Origin of the sequence: Hoyosella altamirensis (assembly GCF_014191505.1) — a bacterium.
GTDB lineage: Bacteria > Actinomycetota > Actinomycetes > Mycobacteriales > Mycobacteriaceae > Hoyosella > Hoyosella altamirensis.
Map to the genome: position 1 here is coordinate 356,840 of NZ_JACHWS010000003.1, position 23,552 is coordinate 380,391.

Sequence of the window (23,552 nt, forward strand, 5' to 3'; positions counted from 1 at the left end):
GACTCCTCGTTATCTAGCAGCCACCGAGGCTGCCCATGGGACGGCAGGGCTCAGGTTCCGGCGTGGGTTCAGGGTCAGTCGTGGGAGAAGGCGCGACGTCCGTATGGACGAGGTAGCCGTAATAGTTGCTTCCAGGAGAGTTCCGTGGGTCTCCAGTGAATCCGTAGCTCGCCGGACGCGTCGCGGCGTGACTGCGGACCGTCTGGCCAATCTGCGCGGGTAGGAGACCACTACATGGACCGGGCACACCCCCGCTGCCGAGGCAAAGCGCCACGACCCCTGTGACGTGCGGGGCGGCCATTGAACTGCCAGATAGTGTGGTGACGCCGCCGCCGACCCGTGTCGATGAGATACACACGCCAGGCGCAGCGATCGTGTGGGCGATCGCGCCCGAAGTCCTCGCGAAATTCGTGAATGTCGCTGCGGTGTCGTCTGACTCAGCGGAATCGCAGGAGGGTCGGCCTCCGGTCCCGCCTGGACGGCCATCGCTGTCTGACATCGCTGTCACTGTCAGCACTTCCGGGTAGGCAGCAGGGATCGCTCCTGAAATCGAGGTCCGGTCGTTCCCTGCCGATACGACGTAGGTGGTGCCGCGCTCGGTGGACCTGCAGATCGCGAGGTGCAGTGGATCGTTATTGGTTCTGCCGCAGTTGTTGTCGTTACTTCCGGTCGTCCCGAGGCTCACATTCGCGACCTTGATTCCGAGATTTTCGGCGTTCGCGGTCACCCAGTCGATGCCGCAGATCAGCTGCGAAATTGTGCCGACACCGGCGCTGTCGAGGACTTTGACTGAATACAGGCGGGTGTTTGGTGCAACCCCGACAGTGTCGGAGCCGGAATTGCGCGCACCGATAATGCCGGCAACGTGCGTTCCATGCCCGTTCGCGTCTTGCGAGGTGCCGCCGCTAGCCGTGCAGTCGGTGCCTGCCACTGCATTGAGGTCCGGGTTCTGCAGGTCTATTCCCGTATCGATGACCGCGACTGCGGCATCGCTGGCTGGGCTGACTGTTGTTGCAGTGGCGGCTTCAATTCGCCTGACGCCGGTGGGCACTGATTCACCATTTGAGATGGGGACACTCGCGATGTGTGCGGCAACAGCGCGGTCTTGAGCGATGAAAGCGACGTCCGGGTCCTGTGCTAGTCGATCTCGGACCGCGGAGGGCATGCGGGCGGAGAATCCGCGGATCGCGTGACTGTAGTTGCGGTTACTGCTGATTCCGTAGGCACGTTCGACTGCGACCGTCTTAGCGTGGGTGTTGACCTGCTCGTTGAACACCACGATGTATGCGTCGTTCTGGTCTGCTGCCGCCATCGGAGCGCCGATCAGCGCTAATCCACCAAGTAAAACTGATGCTGAAAGCGCTCCGAGCAGGGTTCGGCGCATTGAGTAGCCTCCACAATTGAGCACAACGACAAGCGCGCACCGATCGCCCCGTTGAGGGCAGCGCGCGAAGTCTCAGCGTATGAGTGGACACTCAGGAGGACGGCTCGGTTACGCCCGCGTCTGGGAGTTGTGACCGTATTGGCGGCTTCAGTTAACCGCGGCGTGACTCAATTTGCAGTGCCGTGGCAGCCTGCGCGATTCCGCGGGCCGCCGCGAAGGATAGTTCCGCGATGTCGAACCGCTCCCGCCACAACGCGATCTTCCCGTCGACGAGCTCGAAAGTCCCCCAGGTCCAGAAGTCGACGGGAATCGGCCCAAGCTCAATTGTGTGGGTGCGCTCCGTGAGCACGACTCCCCCATTGGCCGCGATGTTGTGCGTCTGTATGGAAATGCGCCTCGCGAGCAGCCGCAGCAGTTGAAGCTGACGCGCGACCGCGGCCTTGCCATGTACGGGCGGGAGCGGCGCCGGGTGGAATACGACGTCCTCATGGAGGTGCGACAGACAGATCTCGATGTCGCCTTCCTGCAGCGCCGCCACGAATTCGCGAACAACATCAAAGGGGTCACCGGGCACCGCGAGCGCCGATGATGTCACCTGTGCCAGGTGGGTTGTTTGCGAAGTTTCCGTCATACCTCCGGAAAGTACGCCGCCGACATAGCGCGGTTCAAGCGCGCAGCAGGGAATACGACGAAAATGTGACGACCGATACCAACGCTGTGGAGCCACTTCTCGCAGTGAGCAGTCACGGTATGTCGAGCCCCAGGTCCATCACGGTCACCGAGTGTGTGAGCGCGCCGACAGCAAGGTAGTCGACGCCCGTCGCGGCGTACTCACGTGCCACCTCGATACTCAGCCCGCCAGATGACTCCAAGCGCGTTGAGGGCGCTATTCGATCACGTCGCTGCACAGCAATCTGGGTTTGCCAGACTGGGAAGTTGTCGAGGAGGACCAGTTCCGCTCCAGCCGCGAGCACCTCGTTCAGCTGCTCAAGCGAGTCCACTTCGACCTCACACGGGACCCCGGGGAACTGTGTGCGTACGGCTGTTAGAGCAGCGACGACAGATCCGGCGGCGGCCACATGGTTGTCTTTTATCAGTGCGGCATCGCCGAGTGCCATGCGGTGGTTCACGCCGCCGCCGACGCGCACCGCATACTTCTGCAGCACACGCAGCCCGGGCAGCGTCTTGCGGGTATCCCGGATTTGCGCGCCAGTCCCGGAAACTTCATCTACCCACCGAGCGGTTTCGCTGGCGATGCCGGAAAGATGACACAGGAGATTCAGCAATGTGCGTTCTGCGGTAAGGAGCCCGCGTGTAGGAGCTTTCACTGAAAGCACCACGTCCCCCGGGGTAACACGCGCTCCGTCCTCGACCGCGCTGAGGAGAGCGTAACCGTCCGCTCCTAACACTTCGTCTAGCACGAGGCTGGCAACGCCAATCCCAGCGATAGTGCCGTCAACTCGGGAGACCACCTGCGCTTCGGTGATCGCGTCTTCGCTCACCGTCGCGAGAGTTGTGACGTCTGGACCGTAGCGAAGGTCTTCGTCGAGAGCGATGCGCACGACACGGAGAGCCTCGGTGAGTTCCGCTTCAGTGAGGGCTTCACACACGAGCTGCGACCTCCAGGGAGTCGAGCGAGATCGTTCCGTCTCGCAGTGAGATGGGGATGCTGCGTGCGCATTCTGGGTCCGTGTAAGGGAAGTCGAGACGCGTATGGCTGCCGCGTGTTTCACGCCGCCACCGGGCGGCCGCGACAATGGCCGAAGCAGTGAGATGCAGGTTCTGATCTTCGTATATCCCCTGCGCCGCCGCGGCATTGGCGAGCGTACTCGCTGCAGAGGAAAGGCCCGTTTCATCGCGGACAACGCCGGCATGCTGACTCATCATGCGCTGCAAGACAACTCGCGGCAGGACCGGACCGGCGGGTTCAGACCATTCGGCTTCCGTCCGTGACCTAGGACCTCGGCTGACTCGACTTACTACGGCCTCGCCGACGCGTTCCCCCACTACGACCGCTTCGAGGAGACTATTGGAAGCGAGGCGATTGGCGCCGTGGAGCCCCGTGCGTGCCGCCTCTCCTACCGCGTATAGACCTGGAATGCTCGATGCCCCATTGACATCCGTCATTACTCCGCCGCAGTGGTAATGAGCTCCCGGAGCGACCGGGATCAAGTCAGATTGCGGGTCAATCCCTTCCCGCGCACACAACATGGCAATCGTCGGGAATCGCTGCGCAAAACGATCTATTCTGCGTGCATCAAGATAGACATGCGCGGCACCGATTTCCCGCATACGTGAGGCGATGGCCCGGGCCACAACATCACGTGGCGCTAAGTCACCGCGCGGGTCGCCGTCAGTGATTGCCCGACCGTCGATGTCGACGAGCCGTCCCCCTTCGCCACGAACCGCTTCGCTGATCAGCGGGCGGGTGCCGGAGCCGGTCGGTGAGTACAGCATCGTCGGATGGAACTGAATGAACTCGACGTCCGTGACCGTCGCTCCTGCGCGAAGCGCCAGCGCGATTCCGTCAGCGGTTGCCGCGCCGGGGTTCGTGGTGACCGAATACAGCTGACCGATGCCGCCCGTCGCGAGGACCACCGCCGGCGCGTGGATGAGCCCCCGCGCGCCAGTCGTATCGACGACGGACACGCCAGTGACCTCACCGGCCGCTACACCGATAGCAACGACGTTGTGGTGGTCGAGAACCGTCAAACGGCGGGATGCATGCTCCAGCGCACGCTGGATCTCTGCTCCTGTCGCATCACCCCCGGCATGAATGATGCGACGCTCGGAGTGGCCACCTTCGCGGGTCCGCAACAACCCATCGGGCCCCTCGTCGAAGTGGGCGCCGCGAGCACGAAGTCGCCAGATCGCCTCCGCTCCTTCGGTCAGGATGACGGTCGCCGCATGGCCATCGACGAGTCCCCCACCTGCCGCGACGGTGTCGCCGAAGTGCTGCGGCACGCTATCGCTGGGCACTGAGCCGTCGACGACAGCCACGCCCCCCTGCGCGAGCGCCGTGGCCGTATCCCCGTGTGACGCTTTACGGACCACGATGACTTTCAGACCACGCGCGTGTGCCCGCAGAGCTGCCGTCAGACCAGCGATGCCAGCTCCCACGATGACGACATCAGCGTGACGTTCCCACTCGCGGCGAGTTCCCCCTGATCGGGGGCTCATCACTCACCGCCGCCGGAACTACCGATCGAAATCATGCGCTGCACCGACTGCCGTGCCTTCGCTGCGGTTTCGGCATCGACATGGACCTCGTCCGCATTCTGGACAAGGCTGCGCAGCAGCGCGGCCGGGGTGATCATCTTCATGTACTTGCATGAAGCTCGATCGTTGACCGCCTGAAAGTCGATGTCCGGTGCCGCTCGGCGCAGCTGGTGCAGCATTCCGACCTCGGTGGCAACGAGAACCTGGCGAGCCCCCGTCGACCGGGCGGCGTCGAGCATGCCACCCGTGGACAGGATCTTCACGCGATCTTCGGGCACCGCTCCTTCGCCAGCTAGGTACAGCGCCGATGTCGCACAGCCACACTCGGGGTGCACGAAGAGGTCAGCGTCGGGGTGCGAGCGTGCCTGGTCGGCGAGCTCATCGCCGTTGATGCCTGCGTGGACGTGGCATTCTCCGGCCCATATGTGCAGGTTCTTCCGTCCGGTGACACGCTTGACGTGAGCCCCGAGGAACTGGTCTGGCAGGAAAAGAATGTCGCGATCAGGCTCGATCGATGCGACGACGTCTACCGCATTCGATGAGGTGCAGCAGATGTCTGTCAGCGCCTTCACCTCCGCAGTGGTGTTGACGTACGACACCACAACGGCTCCGGGGTGCTCGTCTTTCCATTCGCGGAGCTCGTCCGCACTGATGGAATCAGCAAGCGAGCAACCAGCGCGCTGATCCGGTATCAGCACCGTCTTCTCTGGCGAAAGGATCTTCGCGGTTTCGGCCATGAAATGCACGCCGCAGAACACAATGGTGCTCTCCGGAGCGTCAGCAGCAATTCGGGACAGCGCCAGCGAGTCGCCGACGTGGTCGGCAACATCCTGGATTTCGGGCAGCTGGTAATTGTGCGCAAGGATCGTCGCGTTGCGTTCACGCGCGAGCCTCCGCACTTCTTGGGCCCACTCCGGCCCCCCAGTGACCCCGCCGAAGCCGCCGGGGCCGTCCTCGACCTGGCCGAGCAGTTCAAGGGTCGTCTCCGTCAGAAACGGCGCTGCTGTTGTCGCGGTCGTCATGACCGTATCTCCTCACAATCAGACACCACCGGAGGTTTCCCGGTGTTTGCCATGGCCTGGCCGGGGTTTCGATTCGACCATCCCAGGTTTTCGACTTAGAATCGAAAACGTGATTGTCAATGGTAGCACCGTTCACGAAGTCCTGGTAGCCGTGTTCCAAGTACGGCACCTGGGCGGCCATGACGATCCGAAACATCACAATGGTGCTGAACTGTGCGTTTTACTGTGGGAACGCGCCATGGCACCCATGGTCGGCATGTGGTCGCTGCCCGGTGGAAAACTTCGTTCTGACGAGGACCTGCCGACCTCCGCGCGCCGCCAGCTCGCGGAAAAGGTCGATGTCCGCGAACTTGCGCACCTCGAACAACTGTCCGTGTTCAGCGACCCCCACCGCGTCCCTGGGCGCCGCACCATCGCGTCGACATTCCTCGGACTCGTACCCTCCCCTGCCGAACCAGAGCTGCCGTCTGACACCACCTGGCATCCCGTCACAGCACTGCCGGAAATGGCCTTCGACCACCGAACTGTGGTCGACTATGCGCATAGCCGTCTCGCCGCGAAGCTGTCCTACACAAACATCGGCTTTGCGCTCGCGCCGGAACAGTTCACCATCTCAACGTTAAAGTCCATCTACAGCGCTGCGCTGGGCTATCACGTTGATGCGACGAACCTGCAACGCGTACTTGGCCGCCGGGGCGTCATTACGCCGACCGGCTCTACAGCACCGTCAGGGCGTTCCGGTGGGCGTCCCGCCGCGGTATACCGATTCGCCGACTCCCGGTACCGGGTCACCGATGAGTTCGCCGCCCTGCGTCCCCCCGGGTGACCTCCCTCCCGAGACTCCCAGATCGGGGTCCGAACTAACCCCAGCAGCGATGAAGTAGACAAACACCGCAACAAGCGGCTGAAAGATCAGCGCCTGCCATGCTGTCACTTCTGGTGGCAGCGAGACGATCGCCACGCCAGAGTCATCAAACGGATCAGGTACTCGCAGCTCAGCTAAAGCGCCGCCGAGTAGAGCTGCGATACCCGACCCCAACCCGGAGCCGCCAACGAGCATCAAAACCGCTGCCGGGCCGCGCCGCCGCCGCATCACCCACACCGCTGCGCCGCAGATCGCTCCCGCAACCGCGGTCACGCCCACAAATATCGCCAGTGAATCGAACAGGTGCAGATTGTCACCGGGAAGCAGCGCCTGCCCTTGATCAGTGATGACGTATCTCGCTGGAGGTGCGAGCAGCGCCCACACCCCGGCCGCAACCACGCCCGCCACTACACACACCGCAAGGATCACCAGCACACGTTCACGGTACGCGAATGGTTAACTTAACCGATCAGCGTCCGAGCCCTCGCAACAAGTTGTCGACGACCCGTTCAACAATCCCTTCAGTGTGCAGGTCGGGATAGTTCTGGTACACGATGATCGTGAGCAGTGGGCTCATGAACATGGCGACAGCAAGATCGAGGTCGATGTCGTCGCGCAGTTCTCCGCGTTCAACGCCAAGGCGGAACACTTCCTTGATGAAGGACCGGCGGCGCTCAATGAAGCGGTCGTGGTGACGCTTGAAGTCAGGATTCGCTGTCGACTCGAACATCATGCACTTCAGGACTTTCCGCTCTTTGTCGGTGAAACTGGTGCGGACGTTGCGACCGAGGGCAAGGAGATCGTCCCGTACCGAGGTGTGAGGAAGCGGGAAGTCCGGCGTGGACTTGATGCTGTCGACAGCTGTGGCGACGAGTTCTTCTTTGGTTGACCACCTCCGGTATATCGTCGCTTTGGACACGCCCGAGCGCTCGGCTACTGCATCGACGCTGACATCGCTGATCGAGCCGTGCGCCGCAATTAGCTCAAGCACAGCGCTGAGGATCGCCTGGCTCGCAGCTTCACTGCGGGGCCGGCCTCGCGCTGCGGGGCTTGCGCAGTCCCGCGCAAGGTCTACGTCGCCAGGTTCTTGCGTCACGCTTACATCTTCCCTCAAGCCCTGGACATTGCGGGACCTGGCGCCCGTGTGGGTGTCGGCGCCTCATTGGTTTGCCGTTTCGTCGGGAAGAACAAAATGACAACGATAAGGCCGACGACCGCCGCCCCGATCGCACTGTAGGCGGTGGTGTGCATTGCGCCAATGAACGCTTCGCTGGCGGCGTCCATGACACCTGCTGGGGCTCCACCCTGTTCGACTAGTCCGAACGTGGCCGCGATTGACTCGCGTGCAGCGTCGGGGAGCTCCGGCGCCCCTTCCTCGATGCGCGAGCGATATCCCTGAGCCATGACGGTGCCGAGCACCGCGACACCGAACGACCCGCCGACTTGGCGCAACGTGTTCCCGAGTGCGGATCCGACACCAGCTTTCTCACGCGGGACCGACGACATGAGGGTGTTCATCGCGGGCGGCATAAGGTGCGCCATTCCGGTGCCCTGCACGAAGAACAGCGCGATGAGGACTCCTACCGGAGTGTCCGCGTCGAGCATCGTCACGACGAAGAACGAACCAATGATCAGGAGCAGCGCGCCGACGCCGACTACACGGGGCCCGAACCGGTTCACCATTGCGTTGGAGAGTGGCGAGAAGATCAGCAGGGCAACACCGGTCGGCAGGAACAGCAGACCCGCTTGCAGCGGCGTGAACCCTTTGACGATCTGCAGGTAGAACGTCATGAAGAAGAACAGCCCCATCATGCCGAAGAACGTGAGGGCGATAATTGCTGCCGACGCCGAGAATCGCGGGTTCGTGAACAGCGACATGTCGAGTGATGCGTGCGGAATTCGCCGCTCCCACACGACGAACGCCGCAAGAATGATCAGGCCAGCCACGATGGGGACGATCACGCCGACACCTGACCAGGATCCCGCGTTGCCTGCGTTGATGATGCCGTACGTGAGCGAGACGAGCCCGGCGACGGACAGGCCCATTCCGACAAGGTCGGGTTTGCCCTGCACACCTTTCGACTCGGGAGCGAAGAACACGATCATGATCATGCTGAAAATGACGATGGGCACGTTGATCAGAAAGACAGATCCCCACCAGAACCGCTCCAACAGCGCTCCTCCGACGATCGGTCCGAGAGCACTGCCGATACCCACCGCGCCGGTCCACACACCAAGCGCTTTCGGGAACTCCTTATGCGAGAAGGCCGCGCGCACCAGCGCGAGCGTGGCCGGCATCATCGCCGCTGCGCCAACACCTTTGATCGCACGGTAGAGCAGCAGATTCTCGGGGGATACGGCATAGGCGGACAGCAGCGAGGCCACACCAAAGATAACCAAACCGATCAGCAGCATGCGTTTGCGGCCGATGCGGTCACCGATGACTCCGAACGCGAAGAGCAGGCCTGCGAAGACCAGCGTGTAGGAGTTGATGAGCCACGCGAGTTGACTCTGAGTGGCTCCAATGCCGTCGTTGGGATCGGCAAGCGTCTTCATCGCCACGTTCAGCACGGTGTTGTCGAGCACGACGACGATCAGGCTGAGCACGAGGACACCGAGGATCAGCCACCGCCGTGGGTGCCCGGCGTCTTCGAAGTCAGTGTCTGGCGCCGGTGTCGGGAGGGTTGTAGCCACGCGGCCCGCCTTTACTTGCAGCGATGGGAAGGTACGTGACTATCGTACTACGTTACGAAACGAAACGGTATCGTATTCTTTTCCTCTCCTGCTGCTCTGCTCAACCTCCGCCTGACCCCTTACGGCGCGCTGGGCTGAGCGCCGTGTCTGGCACCGTGCTTGGGACGCTTTCGCGTGTCTCGCGTTCTCAGGCGAGCCGGGGCGCGGCACGCCTGGTGGTAGGTGTTGCGCCTGGCGCGCTGCTCGGGGTCGAGCCACGCGGGCGGAATAATGTCTGGCTGCCCGTCAGCACCCATGCGGATAGTCCAGTCACTGTGGTGAATGAGCCGATGGTGGTAGCTGCACAACAGGCACAGGTTCGCTAGGTCAGTGGGGCCGGACTGCTCACACCATTCTTTGATGTGGTGCGCCTGTGTCCACTGCGGCGGGCGGTCACATCCTGGGAAAACACAGCCTTTGTCTCGCAAGTACAATGCACACCGTTGGGCGAGGCTCGCGGTACGCACTGCGCGCCCAAGGTCGAGCACCTCACTCGCACCTCCGAGCATGGCAGGGACGATCTTGGCGTCACACGCGAGCCGCCGGGCCTCAGCTGCGGAAATCGCACGGTGGTCGTTCAATTTCACCGGGCTATCGTCGTGCCCCAGCAATTGATCGATCGTCATAGTGATGGTGCAGCGCGGCGGCTCCCCGCCCTGACCGGGCAGTTGCCCTGCCCGTTCCGTGTATTCCAGCAGCTCGGCGAGTCCGTCGCCACAGCGCTCACTGACGCTGCGCAGGTCGGGCGTAGCGTCATCGGCGGGCCGGGGCTTCGCCAATGGCGAGAGGAGAGTTTCGAGCCGCACGCCTGACTCTTTGTCCAGATAACCGGACAACCGCAGCCGGTCACCTTTGGCACTCCAGGCAAGGTGCAGTTCTCGGCGCGGTTGCGTCAGTTTTTCTGTGTCGGGTTCTTTACCATCCGGATCGAGGCGGTCAAGGATTTCCCGTCCTGCTCTGCGCACCACTGCCGGGCTGTTGGTACGCGCCAGCTCCGTAAGGATTCGTTCACCCTCCTCACGCAGCACTCGCTCCGCTGCAGGTGGAAACAGGCTGAGTACGTGATCGATCACGTCGACATGCGCGGCCGAGATTTCGCCTTCGCGCAGCGCGGATCCAGCCGCCGGAAGCGTCGCAGGCACGACTGACCCATCGATTCCGGCGGTCGCACAAATCATTTCGGCTCGCCGGGCACGCTGCCGCGCATCTTTGGCGTCGACGTTCAAGACGTCTCGCAGCAACCCAGCGGCGTCTGCATAGCCGTAGGTTCCCATCACGCCACGCGCAACGATCTCAGCCGTGATCAGAGCCTGCGCTGCCTGCAAACGCCGCTGCGCCACCTCCGCGGCACGCAGTCGCGCCACCAGTTCCGCGTCCGCGACGCGGAACAAGTCCTCCCCTATGTCTCCCCCGAGCACCACACAATTATCGAACATGAGTTCGATAATTGTCAAGGCAGAAGAACGCTCAAATCCGCCTTCAAGCGCAAATCAGCGACGGAACGTCCCGCGTGAAGAACAAAGGTGCCCGGCTCAACTGACCAACGGCCGGCATCGGTGTCCCAATGCTCAAATGCGCGCGGAGCGAGTTGCACCGCAACCTCTTTCGTCTCACCCGCCGCAGCGTCGACGACCGCGAAACCGACCAGCCAGCGCGGCGGACGCTCAACCTGTCCGTCCGGGCGCGAAGCGTAGACCTGGACAACCTCACGTCCCGCACGCGCGCCCGCGTTGCGAACACGGACATACGCGCAACGTTCGTCAACGGACATCTCGTCGTACGCCCACTCGGTGTATCCGAGGCCGAATCCGAAGGGGTACCTCGGAATGCGGCCCTCCCTTTCGTAGCCGCGGTAGCCGATGTGCAGCCCTTCGCTGTAGCGCAGTACACCGTTCTCCGGAGTACACGCGGGGTGGCCCTCTTCATTTGCAGGCCAGCTCACAGGGAGGCGGCCACACGGTTCAACAGCACCGAAAAGTACATCGGCGATCGCGTTGCCCGCCTCCTGGCCCGGGAACCATGCCAGCAGCACTGCCGCGACGTCATCGGCCCACGGGAGCAGCACGGGGGCACCGGCATTCACGACGACCACGGTTTGCGAGTTCACTCCCGCTACACGGCGCACGAGTTCATCCTGTCGGCCTGGTAGCGATAGCGATGTGCGATCGAAGCCTTCGCTTTCGACCTCATCCGTCGTGCCGACCACGACTATTGCGACATCGGCGTTCCGTGCGGCTTCCACGGCCGCCTCGATCTCGGCATCAACATCGGTGATCCGCCCTGCGTTGATCTGGATGACCGGCATCACAGGCAGGTCATCGTCGCCGAAGGAGAAATCTCCCGCAGTGAGTTCAACGCGAAGCTTGAGCGACACTCGCTGCCCTTCGCTGAGGTCGACCGTGGCGAGAGCCTGTGGCGGGCGGGCGAGGACCTCAACCATATCGGCGCCTGACGGAAGGCTGACCATCTCACTGAAAGCCTCCACGCCATCGAGTTCCAGGATGAAACGGCCGATGCCGGAGCCACCGATCTGATAGGTACCAGATTCCGCCGCTTCGTAGACAGCGGTGAACTCGATCGAATCGACGTCGGTGAGGGGGGCACCTGCCGCGGTGTCCTGCCACATGAGGTGGGTGGCGTGCCGGACCTCGGACGCAAGCAGATGGTTATCCCGGTCCATGAACCGGACCTCCACCGCGTTCCTCGTGCCGTCCGGAGCAGTGAGTTGCTCGATCCTGGCGTTGGGCACGCGAGAGGTCACTGCCCCGCCCGGCCGGTGCTCGATTCGCACAACAGCATCTAGAGCATTGCGGATGCCGTCGAGCGGCGAAACAACGTAGGGCGGTGCCACGGTCGCGCTGCCTCCGCCAAGGGTGCGCGCGGTGGCCGCGTTCGGGCCGACCACCGCAACTGCTCTCAAATCTGATTTCACGAGCGGCAGTGTTCCCTTGGAATTATGGAGTAGCACCATGCCTTCCGATGCGGTTGCCCGAAGAGTGCTCGCGATCTCGGCGTCGTCGACAATCCTGGCCTGGGCGACGGGCGCGATTCGCTCGAGCGCACCAACTCTGGCCGCCACCCGCAGAATGCGTAGCGCCTTCTCATCAACTGCTAATTCGGGGACGGATCCGTTTCGGACAGCCTCAACGAGAGCCTCACCCCACGGCCCATGCGGACCAGGCATGACGAGGTCGAGCAGGCCTTCTTCGGCAGCATCGAGCGAACGGCCCGCGAACCAGTCAGACATCACGAGACCGTCAAAGCCCCATTCGCCCTTGAGGATCTCGCGCAGCATCGGCGATTCGGTCATCGTCTTCCCGGCGACGCTGTTGTAGGCAGCCATGACCGCCCATGCCTTGGCCTCGCGAACAATCGTCTCAAAGGGGGCGAGATAGAGTTCACGAAGAGCCCGCTCCCCGATCTCCGCGTCGTAGGTGAAACGTTCGGTCTCAGAGTCGTTGGCAACGAAATGTTTCACCGTCGCACCGACACCCTCGGACTGAACACCGCGCACATACGCGGCCCCGATCTGCGCCGTCAGATAGGGGTCTTCGCTGTAGCACTCGAAGTGCCGTCCACCGTACGGGGTTCGGTGGAGGTTGACGGTCGGAGCAAGCAGCACATCCACGCCCTTCCGACGGCACTCCGAGGCGATCAGCTTGCCGATCACTTCGAGCCGCGCGACGTCCCAGGTTGCTGCAAGTGCTGTTGGAGACGGCACGTTGGCGGACGGGTTGCGCTCATCGAGGGATTCGCCACGTACCCCGGCTGGACCGTCGGAAACGACCAGTCGCCGCAGACCGATCTTCGGCTCTGGATGCAAGGACCAGAAGTCGGCGCCGGTGAGGAGCCGCACTTTGCTTTCGAGCGTGAGCTTCTGCAACCTCAGCCGCAATTCTTGCTCAATTTGGGCGCTCTCCATTACCTCAGTGCCAGCTGTGAAAGACATTCTTACCTGTTTCCTTAATTCCACCGGGTATCCGCCGCTATCTCAACTCTCGACAGTGTCAGCATCGCTTACACGTGTCAGCGACAGTCTACGTCGAGATCCAACCGTGACGCAATGGCCAAATCGTGGACAAACACGTGTAAGCTCACGGCGTGCGTCCACGGGCAACGAGCGTCGATGTAGCGCGGGAGGCTGGCGTCTCACGAGCGACCGTCAGTTACGTCTTAAACGACACACCTGGGCAGTCCATCCCAGACGAAACGCGTCAGCGAGTTTTGATAGCGGCTAGAAAGCTCGGCTACTCGCCGTCCGCGGCGGCTCGCACGCTGCGCAGGGGCCGCAGTGATGTCGTCTTGTTCATGCTCCCGGAGTGGCCCATCGGGCCGGTGATCGGGACTCTCATCAGCACGTTGACCGCGGAACTCGCCGCGCACCGACTGACGCTGCTGACCTATCAGAAGCTCCCGGGCAGCACGCCATTCCGGGAACTGTGGACCGCGATAACCCCCGCGGCGATCATTGTCTGCGACGCGCTCAGCGACGGCGAAGTGAACACGATCAGGACGGCTGGTATCGAGGTTCTCACCGTACTCGCCCCTGCTCAAGAGTTGTTCGGGTGGCGGCAAGTTCAGCACCTCACGGAGCGCGGCCATGTCCGGCTCGGATACGCCTACCCCGCCGACGAGCGCCTCGAAAGTTTCGCTGCGCCGCGACTGCGTGGCGCGCGCCGCGCCTGTGTCGAGCTTGGCCTGACATCGCCTGTCGTCGCGACCATCGGGGACGACAACGCGGCGCACGTCATCTCTCAGTGGCGAGCACTAGATGAGCCGGTCACAGGACTATGCGGTTACAACGATGAAATCGCGTTTGCGCTTCTCGACGGCGCGCGACGAAACGGGCTGAGAGTGCCTGGCGATCTGGCAGTCATTGGGGTGGACGATATCCCGGTCGCGCGTTACGCGAACCCGCCCCTGACGACAGTAACGACTGGCGTCGAGGTGCAAAGTCGTGCGATCGCGGAGTCCGTGCTCGCCATCCTCGCCGGTCGGCCGACCGGCAGTCCTTCGCCTCATCAAAACGACATTGTCCGAGTGATCGAACGGGATTCGACCTAGGCGGCTACGGCAACGATGGGCTAGCGATGGGGGCCCGGCGAGCCTTACAGAGGTAGACTTCGGTGACGATAGTTTTCTTCGGCTGGTTCCCAATGCAGAGGAAGTCAGATGGGCGAGAGCACAGCTGGCGACAGACACGGCGAGCGACGCCTGCCCGATTCGAGCGACCACATCGTCCAACAGCGCGGAACCGAGCATGATGCCGCCCACAAAACCTCTCTCTTCACCGGAGTCGGCCATATCTGTGTGACCGCCATGCGTCTCACGGGGGTCGATGGCGCAGCTGTTGCGGTGCTCACCAACACAACCAAACTCCGCGAACTCGTTTATGCCACCGATGCCCTCGCTCAGGAGCTCGACGAACTACAGTTCACCGTCGGAGAAGGCCCCTGCCTGGACGCGTACCGGATTCAGCGTGCAGAACTCTGGCACGACATGGACTCCGCGGAGGCGGCAGCCCGATGGCCCGCCTTCACAAACGATGCCGTTTCACTCGGGGCACGGGCGCTCTTCGCGTTCCCAGTCTCACAACCAGAGCCGCTCGGGGTGCTCGAGCTTTACCGGCGTACCATCGGCGAACTGACGACAGCGGAGCGTGATGCTGCCGCGGCATGCGCTGTGGCAATTGGGCGGACGGTTCTAGCTAATTGGGAACTACAGGTCGCTGAAGCTGGGAGTGAAGAGTCCGCCGCTGATGCACTCGGAGTGCACCCCGACGACCCGGCGGACACATTCTCACGAACAAAAATTCACCTCGCTGCCGGAATGGCAGCGGTGCAGCTCGCTGTACCTGTCGATGAGGCACTGGACAGGATACGAGCCTATTCTTACTCCCACAACAGATCGATCGCTGATGTCGCCGATGACATCGTGGCCCGACGTCTATCGATGCAGGAGGAACGCGATGACGCTGGAGGCCATGATGACTGGAACTGACCGGAGCAGCGAAGTTGCGACCGACGGCGGACGTGTGCAGCTTGCCATTGCGGACCTGACGTCGACGCTCACGAACGACTTTGACCTTCCCGCCATGCTGCATTCTGTTGCAGAACACGCTCGGGTTTGCTTCGGTGCGAGCACCGTTGTCGTGCTGCTACTGGACAGGCGAGCGCCCGGGCGTGGGGTTGTCCACATAGTCGCAGAGGCAGCGAGCGAGGGCCACTCTGTCGACCCCCGCTTTCACACCTCAGGACCTGGCCTGATGAGCGCGAGCGAAAGCGCCGTCGCGATGGTCGACGACCTTGCCCACGCGGATGACACACGCTGGCCCGAGTATCGGGAACGAGCAACGGCGGCCGGATTGCGCGGTATGCGCGCGTTTCCGGTATCAGCACTTGGGGTGCCTCTGGGCTCAATTGTGGTGCATACCGAAGATCCTTGGGGCGATGCACGGCCCCGCAGTTTCGGGCAGATCCTAGCCGATCTGACCGCGATTGGTCTCGCCAGCGGCACCGTCGACGGCCGCCGCCTGTCGACTTCCGATGCGGTCGATTCGGTACTGCGCGGCAGCGCGACGATTGCTGCTGCGGTCGGGATTCTGACCGAATACTTGCGGCTGGAGCCCGACATCGCGCGCCTCCGGCTGAACAGACTGGCTCGCGCTCGCGGTCTCACCGTCACCGCTCAGGCGCGGATGATTGTTGACGCGCACAACTCGTCCCCAGGTGATCTCGAGAGAACTGGAGTGCTGTCTCCGGCGAATGTGTCGTCCGCTCGACTTATCGGCCGCGACTAACAGCGTCGTGGCTGTGCCGCCCAGGTAGTTTCAGCGGACTCGCGAAAGCCGCCCGGCGCGGTGCCGTCCGGGCGGCGCGGTCAGCACAGCCAAATTAGCGGTTTAGTCGCGAAGCCAGCAGTGCCTTGCCTTGCTCCCCGCCCTTCTGGCTTTCAGCTTGCGCACGGCGGAAAAAGTCGGCGAGTTCTTGGTCGCCTTCTCGCTCTGCGTCCTTGATGTACTCCTCCATCCGCAGCGCATTGCTGAGGCAGGCTTCGGTAAACCAGATGATGTTGTAGTGCTTGTCACGGGTTCCGGTTACCGAGCCCGTTTCGGTGTCACGAACGACATCAGACATTTGACGCGGTCCTCTCGTTGGTTTTGCACGTACGAACATTGCCTTCCACCCGCGCGTCCGGGTTAAACACGTAGCCCCGCAATGATCCGGCTACTTTTTCTTCGGTGTCCGCAACGGAACGGTCCCGAGCAGCACCATGCCCAGGCCGAGACCAAGGTGCAGCCAGTTGATGGCGTCGTTGATCGGTAGAAAGTTCGCGTCGCTGCTGTGATCGATCACAAGCCCGTACAACGTCAGAGCGATGTAACCGAGCCCGCCACCGATGAGATAGATGCGCGCACCTAGCGCCCTCATCGCCATCACGATGCCAAGGACACCGAAACCGACGTGGATCACGTTATGCAGGATCGACACCGCGAAAATGCCGAACAAGTACGTATCAGTGTGGGGTCCGGCCCATGTCAGCTCGTCGGTGCCGGTGGTGACGCCTGGAATGAACCCGAGAATGCCTACCACGATGAAGGCGACACCCACTGAAAACGCGAAGAGCTTGCGGACACGCTGCGACGAAAGATCACTCTGGAAACGTGGACTAGCAGTCATGGTGCTCGGGCACCCCTTCTCCTGTAAATCTAGCCAGGCAGTGTCTCGCCACCGATGGGCGCGAGTACCTCACCCGAGTAATAGGACGACAACTGATTCGCCGCGAAGAAGACGTACGACGGCGCAATCTCATCGGGTTGTGCAGCCCGCTTGTATGGCGCCTGCTCCCCAAACTCTTTGACCGCATCTTCCGGGAACGTCGCCGGGATGAGTGGCGTCCAGACAGGCCCCGGGGCGACACAGTTGACTCTGATCCCTCGCTCCATCAGCGACTGAGCCAATGAGTAGGTCAGCGCGAGAATAGCGCCCTTCGTTGCGGAGTAGTCGATCAGCTGTTTGTTTCCGCGCAAGCCGTTTATGGACGAGGTATTGATGATGGCGCCGCCGCTGGGCAGGTGCTGCAGCGCGGCCTTCGTGACGTAAAAGAACGAATCGATGTTTACGGCGAAGGTGTGGCGCCACTGCTCATCGCTGATGTCTTCGAACTCCTCAACGGGCATCTGGTATGCCGCGTTGTTCACGAGGATCGACAGACCGCCGAGGTCGTTCGCTGCGTCGGCGACGAGGCGCCGGCAGGCGCTTGCGTCCGCAAGGTCGACGGCGTAACTGAATGCCCGGCGGCCCTCTTTCTCGACCAGTTCGACGGTGCGCTGTGCATCGTCGTGTTCCGAGAGGTACCCGATCGCAACGTCTGCCCCTTCCTTTGCGAACGCCACTGCGACGGCGCGACCGATTCCCGAGTCACCCCCTGTCACAAGTGCTTTCTGGCCTGCGAGGACATCGCGGCCGACGTACTCACGCATCTCGTCCTTGGGACGCGAGGGCATCTCACGGGTATGGCCGGGGTATTCGATCATCGGTTCATCCATGGTGCTCCTTCGATTTGTGTGCCGATTCTGAATTCACACGCGGTCCTCTACCCCACTCACACCGGATTGATCAGCGCAGTGCGCACAGCAGTACATGCGTCCATCGCTCTCCACGCCATGCCCGATGATTCGGCAATCACAATGCGTGCACTGCGGCGCCATCCCCTGGATCGCGCACTCGAAGCTATCGAACGCGGCGGACTTGTCCCCCTGTGTGACAATTAGTGGCTTGTCGTAGACATTGCCGCATGTTGCGCAAGTCTCCATCATGGCCTCCTTCAAACAGCCCTAGCTGAGCGCATGGCTGAGTACTTCCCCCGTGTGGCGGATACAAACGTTGGCTGGCAACTCGTTTATCCACCGACGCGAGGGGTAGGCGCACACCGGACCTCACGAAGGGAGAACGGTATGGAGCGCCGAGACGACAAAGACCGCAGGCTCGACGCGTCGAGAACGGACGACGACCACTCGTGGCTCACGACGCAGCAAGGGGTCCGCGTCGAGCACACGGATGACTCCCTTAAAGCAGGTGTTCGCGGACCGACGTTGCTAGAAGACTTCCATGCGCGCGAGAAAATTACGCACTTCGATCACGAACGAATCCCTGAGCGAGTTGTCCATGCGCGGGGCGCAGGTGCCTATGGCTATTTCAAGGCTTACGACACTCGGTTGCGCGACTATACGGCCGCCGAGTTCCTGACCGAGCCGAAGCTCACCACCCCGGTTTTTGTGCGGTTCTCCACCGTTGCAGGTTCTCGCGGCTCCGCGGACACGGTGCGCGACGTCCGCGGTTTCGCAACGAAGTTCTACACACGGCAAGGCAACTACGACCTCGTCGCTAACAACATGCCGGTGTTCTTTATCCAGGATGGCGTCAAGTTCCCCGATTTCGTCCACGCCGTCAAACCAGAACCCGCAAGCGAAATCCCCCAGGCACAGTCCGCGCACGACACTTTCTGGGATTTCGTTTGGCTCCACCCGGAATCTCTGCACATGGTGATGTGGCTGATGTCAGACCGTGCGCTCCCCCGCAGCTACCGCATGATGCAGGGTTTCGGCGTGCACACATTTCGCTTGGTTGATTTAGAGGGCAACGGCACGTTCGTCAAGTTTCACTGGCGGCCCATCCTGGGATCCCACTCGCTCGAGTGGGAGGAATGCCAGCGCATCGCGGGCGCTGATCCTGATTTCAACCGCCGCGACCTGTGGGACGCGATCGAATCGGGACAGTTTCCAGAGTTTGAACTCGGCGTCCAGCTCATCAGTGAGTTGCGCGAACACGATTTCGATTTCGATCTCCTCGACCCCACTAAAATCGTTCCAGAGGAACAAGTTCCGGTACAGCCTGTGGGGCGCATGGTTCTGAACCGCAATCCACAGAACTTTTTCGCCGAAACCGAACAGGTCGCCTTCCATACCGCCAACGTGGTGCCGGGCATCGACTTCACCAACGATCCGCTCCTGCAAGCACGGAATTTCAGTTACCTGGATACGCAACTGATCCGTCTAGGCGGACCGAACTTCTCCCAGCTGCCGATAAACCGGCCGGTTGTCGAGGTGCACACAAACCAGCGAGATGGGTACGGACAGCACACAATCCACACGCATCCGACGAGTTACACCAAAAACAGCCTGGGGAACGGATGCCCGATGTCCATGTCTCAGCAGGAGCCACCCCTCGATGTCTACCGCCACTACACGCAGCGAGTGGAGGGTGCAGTAATCCGCCGTCGGTCGGAAAGCTTCAACGACCATTACGGCCAGGCGCGACTGTTCTGGAACAGCATGAAGGATGTCGAGCAGCAGCACATTCACGACGCTTTCTGCTTCGAACTTTCGAAAGTGTCTTCTAAGTACGTGAAGCAGAGAGTCACCGAGCAGATCGCACACGTCGACCCTGGCCTCGCCGCGGGAGTCGCGCGCAAGGTCGGAGTGCCAGAGCCCGAAGACCTCGGGGCGGACCTCCACAACGACGCATCGTCGGCTCTCAGCCAGGTCTACCCGATAGCAGGATTCGACGACGCACCTCCATCGATCGAGTCACGAAAAATCGCTGCTCTGGTCTGTGATGGCGTCGATGACACGGGTATTCGCAAACTTGCGAGTGCACTCTCGGCCGAAGGTGCTCTCCTAGATCTCATCGGACCAGCCGAGGGAACTATCCGCGGGGAGAGCGGGCACGCGGTCGACGTATCGGTGGCACTGTCGTCTACGGCATCGGTGCTGTACGACGCAGTGATCGTTCCGGGCGGTGACATCGCCGCCCTGATTGAAACGAATGGGTCAGCAAAGCACTTTGTCCTTGAAGCTTTCAAGCACCACAAACCGGTCGCCGCGTTTGGTGCCGGCGCCGAGGTGCTGCGTCAGAACGGTCTCACTAATGCCGAAACTAACCCCGTCCGGGTGACCGATGAGGAAGGAGTTATTGTAACGAGCCATTCTGGGCAAGAATTGCCCGATGAATTCGTCCGCAGTTTCATCGATGCAGTTGCGCTGCATCGCATTTGGAACCGCGAAACAAATCATATTTCTGCGTAACAACGCTGAAAGGAGCGTTTGATGGGCACAGTAAATAAGTCAATCGACGTGAACGTACCCCTCAACGTCGCGTACAACCAATGGACGCAGTTCGAGCAGTATCCGCAGTTCATGGAGCACGTTGAACGCATCGAACAGCTCGATGACACGCACCTGCGGTGGCACGTTCGCTTCGGGCCGATCTCTCGTGAATTCGCCGCTGTGGTTGACGAACAACATCCTGACCAGCGGGTCGCATGGCATTCGACCGAGGGACCGACCCATGCTGGGGTGATTACCTTTCACCGGATCGACGATGATCAAACTCGGGTGACGGCTCAGATCGATATCGACCCGGAAGGCGTCGCAGAAAATATCGGCGATGCGCTAAATATCGTGGATACGCAGGTCAAAGGCGATATGAAGCGCTTCAAGGAGTTCATCGAAGAGCGCGGCGTCGCGACGGGTGAGTGGCGTGGCGACATCGATCCACCGCAGCCGTAAACCTGCCGCGAGTCAGCTCCGGCCCCGCGGGGCTGGAGCTGACTGCTATTTGAGCTGAGCCAGCGGACTTGAAGAGAAGTGTGCACAGAGTTCGCTGACACTCGTGTAAACCGCGATCGCACCGGCGTCTTCGAGTTCTGCCCGCGAAACCCCACCGGTCAGAACACCGACGCAGTTAACCCCAGCACGATTGCATGCCTCCACGTCCCAAACTGTGTCGCCCACGAACACCGCACGCTTGGGCGAGACCCCTGCGCGTTCGAGGGCGATCTGAACAATGTGTGGTTCAGGCTTCGCCGTCGAGACGTCTTCCGAAGACGTGACAGCAGAAATGACGTCCTCCCGGTTGAGGACGCTGCGAAGTTGCGCGAGTTCATCTTCCGGTGCTGACGTTGCAAGCACCGTCTGCATGCCAACTGACTCCACCTTCTCGAGAATCTGGCGTGCCCCATCGAAAGCGCGCAACTGTGGTGTGAGTTCACGATAAAAACGTGCGTGGAGGTCCTTGACAGTGCTCGCGACATCGTCGCTCGCGCCGTCGCTGAGAGAAGTCACGAGCGTCGATCCGTCCATTCCAATCGAGCGATGAATCCGCCAGCTATCTACCGGAATACCCGCCTCTAGGAATGCGCGCTGCCACGCATGCACGTGCAGATAGTTGGAGTCGACCAAGGTGCCATCAATATCGAAGAGAACCGCTGGCTGCATCGCGTAGGTATACCCAATTGAGCAGAAAACAAACGGGTTATTTCCGCCACCCCAGGGGTAATCAAACTTACAACCAGGTTTCGCAAGAGGAGAGAACGATGACGGCCGCATTGGAGTTACGAGATTCCAGTCCCGATCACCTGCTCAGCGAGCTTTTCCCCCAGAACGTGACAGACACGGCTTTCACTCACTCAGATGCTGTAGTTTGCCTCGATGTGCCAGACCACGGCAGGTGGACCCTCGAGGTACACGACGGCGTTGCCGAGGTGTCGTCGGGCACGCATCCTGACCCAACGAGTGTGGTGACGACCAGCGCCGAGACGCTCACAGATCTTCTCACTGGCCGGCGTAGTGGTGTAGACGCGTTCCTCGACGGGGACCTTACGACCCGAGGCAGCCTCGCCACCGTGCTGCAGATTGGCAGTTCCTTTGCTCCAGAAGCGGAGCTCCCCACTCGTCCGCTTGCCCGGGAGGCGCTAGTGGACGGCGCGCGTACCGCCTACCTTGAAGCAGGCGTCCCTGAAGGTCATCCGGTGGTGCTGTTGCACGGCCTCGGCAGTTCCAACGCGTCCATGCTCCCCTTGCTCGCTGGACTGGCGAGTGATTGTCGTGTTCTTGCACCGGACATCCCAGGGTTTGGCGCATCAGAAGCGCCGCTGTGGACCTATACCGCAGAACGAATGTCTCGGTGGCTCGACGCCTTCCTCACCGCGACCGACGCTCGGGGCGCCACCGTGATCGGCAATTCCATGGGTGGGCGCCTAGCGCTGGAACTTGCCATGCACGACAGCGAGGCTGCGAGCGAACTGGTCCTCCTGTGTCCGTCGCCCGCATTCCGGCGGTTTCGCCAGTTTGTTCCGCTGGTCAAGTATCTCCCGGTGACGCTTGGCGCCGCCCCGCGGTTCACAGTCCCCCGATCCCTGATTCTTGAGTCGGCGAAGCGGCTCGTGGCCAAACCGCGCCGGATCCCGGAAAACTGGTTTGAGGCGGCAGCTGACGAATTCACGATCGCTATGTCCCATTGGCGACACCGCCGTGCAGCGCTTTCCGCTCTGATCAATATCTACGTGGAGGAACCCTTTGGGGAGTCTGGATTCTGGGACCGGCTTCCGGGCATGAGGACTCCCGCCCTGTTCATCTGGGGCAGCGAGGACCGGCTCGTTCCAGCAAAGTTCGCCCGTCATGTGCGAAAGGCGGTTCCTGCGGCGAGGTCCGTAATTCTGCCTGACTGTGGCCATGCCCCCCAGATCGAATTGCCAGCGTGGACCTTGCGCCTGTCCAGGGCGTTCATTCGCGGCCCGGGACGCCCTTAGTTTGCGCAGCGCGCCCGCAGGGTACGCAAGGCTCATGCAGCTTGCACGACCGTCAGCACGAATGGCCAGTCTCACGCGCGCGAGCGCTCGAGCCGTCGCACGACTCCGGAGCAGCGGCCGACTCTTCCATCCGTGGGGTGAGTGTTTCTCCGGCACAGTGAATTTCGCACTCCCCGACACCGCTGGCGTGCCAGAAGAGCACTCGTGCATGGTTCGGCTATCCAAGGGTGCTGGGCTGGGGGCTGCGTTTCCTGACGCGCTCGGACTCGCTATCCGCATCGAGAATTCCAGCCCGTGGGACATCCTCATGGTGAGTAGCGTCGGCACTGGTCGGCTGACCCGCATGATCATCAAACCGTCGGCCTTCTGGACGGAGCCCCGCTACAGCACTCTGATGCCGTATCAGCGTGCCGATGGCGCTTTGACGTGGCTGCACGCGCAAGCTTCCACGGAACGAAAAATTCCGGCCCGGAAGGAGTCACTCACTGCAGCAATCGGGCAGAGTCCGCTTCGATTCACCTTGTACTCCAGTACGTCACACGGTGATGTGCACCGGTTCGGCGAACTGATACTGGAGCAACAAGTGAGCACGGAACTGTCATTCGACCCCGTTGTCAACCATGCGGACAATTTTCGGTTGTACCCTCACTGGCTCGCCGCCTTCCGTTCAGATGCATACAGGGGAAGCCGGCAGTCACGGGGCGCGACGCTCAGGGCTTAAGAAGTATCTTGACCGTGT

The 23,552-nt window shown here is 61.8% G+C and carries 22 protein-coding genes; 8 read left to right on the top strand and 14 right to left on the bottom strand.

Translation table 11 applies throughout. From position 1 onward, the window contains the following. Positions 1-13: 13 nt before the first annotated feature. The 5 genes from FHU29_RS15765 to nadA form a co-directional block, all read right to left on the bottom strand. Positions 14-1,384 (bottom strand): S8 family serine peptidase, encoded by a 1,371-nt coding sequence (locus tag FHU29_RS15765; RefSeq protein ID WP_064441492.1) that lies wholly within the window; start codon positions 1,382-1,384, stop codon positions 14-16. Between the two features lie 151 nt (positions 1,385-1,535). Next, on the bottom strand, positions 1,536-2,015 hold the full coding sequence (locus tag FHU29_RS15770; RefSeq protein WP_083962442.1) for a limonene-1,2-epoxide hydrolase family protein: 480 nt from the start codon (positions 2,013-2,015) through the stop codon (positions 1,536-1,538). Positions 2,016-2,127: 112 nt separating this feature from the next. After that, positions 2,128-2,994 (bottom strand): carboxylating nicotinate-nucleotide diphosphorylase, encoded by an 867-nt coding sequence (gene nadC, locus FHU29_RS15775; protein WP_064441491.1) that lies wholly within the window; start codon positions 2,992-2,994, stop codon positions 2,128-2,130. Next, the gene (locus FHU29_RS15780; RefSeq protein ID WP_064441490.1) at positions 2,987-4,564 is read right to left on the bottom strand and encodes an L-aspartate oxidase; all 1,578 of its coding nucleotides are present in this window, start codon (positions 4,562-4,564) and stop codon (positions 2,987-2,989) included. The genes nadC and FHU29_RS15780 overlap by 8 nt, the downstream gene beginning before the upstream one ends. Further along, positions 4,564-5,625: a quinolinate synthase NadA gene (gene nadA, locus FHU29_RS15785; RefSeq protein ID WP_064441489.1), complete on the bottom strand. Its 1,062-nt coding sequence runs from the start codon at positions 5,623-5,625 to the stop codon at positions 4,564-4,566. Before nadA ends, FHU29_RS15780 begins: the two co-directional genes overlap by 1 nt. 112 nt (positions 5,626-5,737) lie before the next feature. On the opposite strand from nadA, the gene FHU29_RS15790 reads away from it, so the two are divergent. Beyond that, positions 5,738-6,451 carry an NUDIX hydrolase gene (locus FHU29_RS15790; RefSeq protein WP_064441561.1) on the top strand — a complete coding sequence of 238 codons (714 nt, stop codon included), beginning with the start codon at positions 5,738-5,740 and terminating at the stop codon, positions 6,449-6,451. Here FHU29_RS15790 and FHU29_RS15795 read toward each other — a convergent pair. From FHU29_RS15795 to FHU29_RS15815, 5 genes are all read right to left on the bottom strand, one after another. Next, positions 6,353-6,925: a DUF2567 domain-containing protein gene (locus FHU29_RS15795; protein WP_064441488.1), complete on the bottom strand. Its 573-nt coding sequence runs from the start codon at positions 6,923-6,925 to the stop codon at positions 6,353-6,355. The genes FHU29_RS15790 and FHU29_RS15795 overlap by 99 nt on opposite strands. Positions 6,926-6,959: 34 nt before the next feature. Continuing rightward, on the bottom strand, positions 6,960-7,586 hold the full coding sequence (locus FHU29_RS15800) for a TetR/AcrR family transcriptional regulator (protein WP_064441487.1): 627 nt from the start codon (positions 7,584-7,586) through the stop codon (positions 6,960-6,962). 14 nt (positions 7,587-7,600) lie between these two features. Continuing rightward, entirely contained in the window at positions 7,601-9,184 is a 1,584-nt protein-coding gene (locus FHU29_RS15805; RefSeq protein WP_064441486.1) for a DHA2 family efflux MFS transporter permease subunit, read from the bottom strand. A 119-nt stretch (positions 9,185-9,303) separates the two neighbouring features. Beyond that, positions 9,304-10,659, bottom strand: coding sequence for an HNH endonuclease signature motif containing protein (locus FHU29_RS15810; RefSeq protein ID WP_064441485.1), 1,356 nt, complete (start codon positions 10,657-10,659; stop codon positions 9,304-9,306). A gap of 14 nt (positions 10,660-10,673) precedes the next feature. After that, positions 10,674-13,172 (bottom strand): beta-glucosidase family protein, encoded by a 2,499-nt coding sequence (locus FHU29_RS15815; protein WP_064441484.1) that lies wholly within the window; start codon positions 13,170-13,172, stop codon positions 10,674-10,676. A 152-nt stretch (positions 13,173-13,324) separates the two neighbouring features. Between FHU29_RS15815 and FHU29_RS15820 the strand changes: the two genes are divergently transcribed. The 3 genes from FHU29_RS15820 (at position 13,325) to FHU29_RS15830 (ending at position 16,022) form a co-directional block, all read left to right on the top strand. After that, positions 13,325-14,287 (top strand): LacI family DNA-binding transcriptional regulator, encoded by a 963-nt coding sequence (locus FHU29_RS15820; protein ID WP_064441483.1) that lies wholly within the window; start codon positions 13,325-13,327, stop codon positions 14,285-14,287. Between the two features lie 108 nt (positions 14,288-14,395). Next, complete coding sequence (locus tag FHU29_RS15825) at positions 14,396-15,223, top strand: GAF and ANTAR domain-containing protein (RefSeq protein WP_064441482.1); 828 nt, start codon at positions 14,396-14,398, stop codon at positions 15,221-15,223. Further along, complete coding sequence (locus FHU29_RS15830) at positions 15,192-16,022, top strand: GAF domain-containing protein (RefSeq protein WP_064441481.1); 831 nt, start codon at positions 15,192-15,194, stop codon at positions 16,020-16,022. The genes FHU29_RS15825 and FHU29_RS15830 overlap by 32 nt, the downstream gene beginning before the upstream one ends. A 94-nt stretch (positions 16,023-16,116) precedes the next feature. On the opposite strand, the gene FHU29_RS15835 is transcribed toward FHU29_RS15830, so the two are convergent. From FHU29_RS15835 to FHU29_RS15845, 3 genes are all read right to left on the bottom strand, one after another. Continuing rightward, positions 16,117-16,359 (bottom strand): hypothetical protein, encoded by a 243-nt coding sequence (locus tag FHU29_RS15835; protein ID WP_064441480.1) that lies wholly within the window; start codon positions 16,357-16,359, stop codon positions 16,117-16,119. Between the two features lie 90 nt (positions 16,360-16,449). Beyond that, positions 16,450-16,902, bottom strand: a complete 453-nt coding sequence (locus FHU29_RS15840; protein WP_064441479.1) for a DUF4383 domain-containing protein — start codon at positions 16,900-16,902, stop codon at positions 16,450-16,452. Positions 16,903-16,931: 29 nt separating this feature from the next. Further along, positions 16,932-17,771 (bottom strand): SDR family oxidoreductase, encoded by an 840-nt coding sequence (locus tag FHU29_RS15845; protein WP_064441478.1) that lies wholly within the window; start codon positions 17,769-17,771, stop codon positions 16,932-16,934. 408 nt (positions 17,772-18,179) lie between these two features. Between FHU29_RS15845 and FHU29_RS15850 the strand changes: the two genes are divergently transcribed. Next, positions 18,180-20,309, top strand: coding sequence for a catalase (locus FHU29_RS15850; protein WP_064441476.1), 2,130 nt, complete (start codon positions 18,180-18,182; stop codon positions 20,307-20,309). 21 nt (positions 20,310-20,330) lie between these two features. After that, positions 20,331-20,792 carry an SRPBCC family protein gene (locus FHU29_RS15855; RefSeq protein ID WP_064441475.1) on the top strand — a complete coding sequence of 154 codons (462 nt, stop codon included), beginning with the start codon at positions 20,331-20,333 and terminating at the stop codon, positions 20,790-20,792. A gap of 45 nt (positions 20,793-20,837) precedes the next feature. On the opposite strand, the gene FHU29_RS15860 is transcribed toward FHU29_RS15855, so the two are convergent. Further along, positions 20,838-21,500 carry an HAD family hydrolase gene (locus tag FHU29_RS15860; protein WP_064441474.1) on the bottom strand — a complete coding sequence of 221 codons (663 nt, stop codon included), beginning with the start codon at positions 21,498-21,500 and terminating at the stop codon, positions 20,838-20,840. A gap of 98 nt (positions 21,501-21,598) precedes the next feature. Here FHU29_RS15860 and FHU29_RS15865 point away from each other — a divergent pair, with 98 nt between their 5' ends. After that, entirely contained in the window at positions 21,599-22,813 is a 1,215-nt protein-coding gene (locus FHU29_RS15865; protein ID WP_064441473.1) for an alpha/beta fold hydrolase, read from the top strand. 61 nt (positions 22,814-22,874) lie between these two features. Continuing rightward, positions 22,875-23,534, top strand: coding sequence for a hypothetical protein (locus tag FHU29_RS15870; protein ID WP_157095291.1), 660 nt, complete (start codon positions 22,875-22,877; stop codon positions 23,532-23,534). The last annotated feature ends 18 nt before the right edge of the window (positions 23,535-23,552 follow it).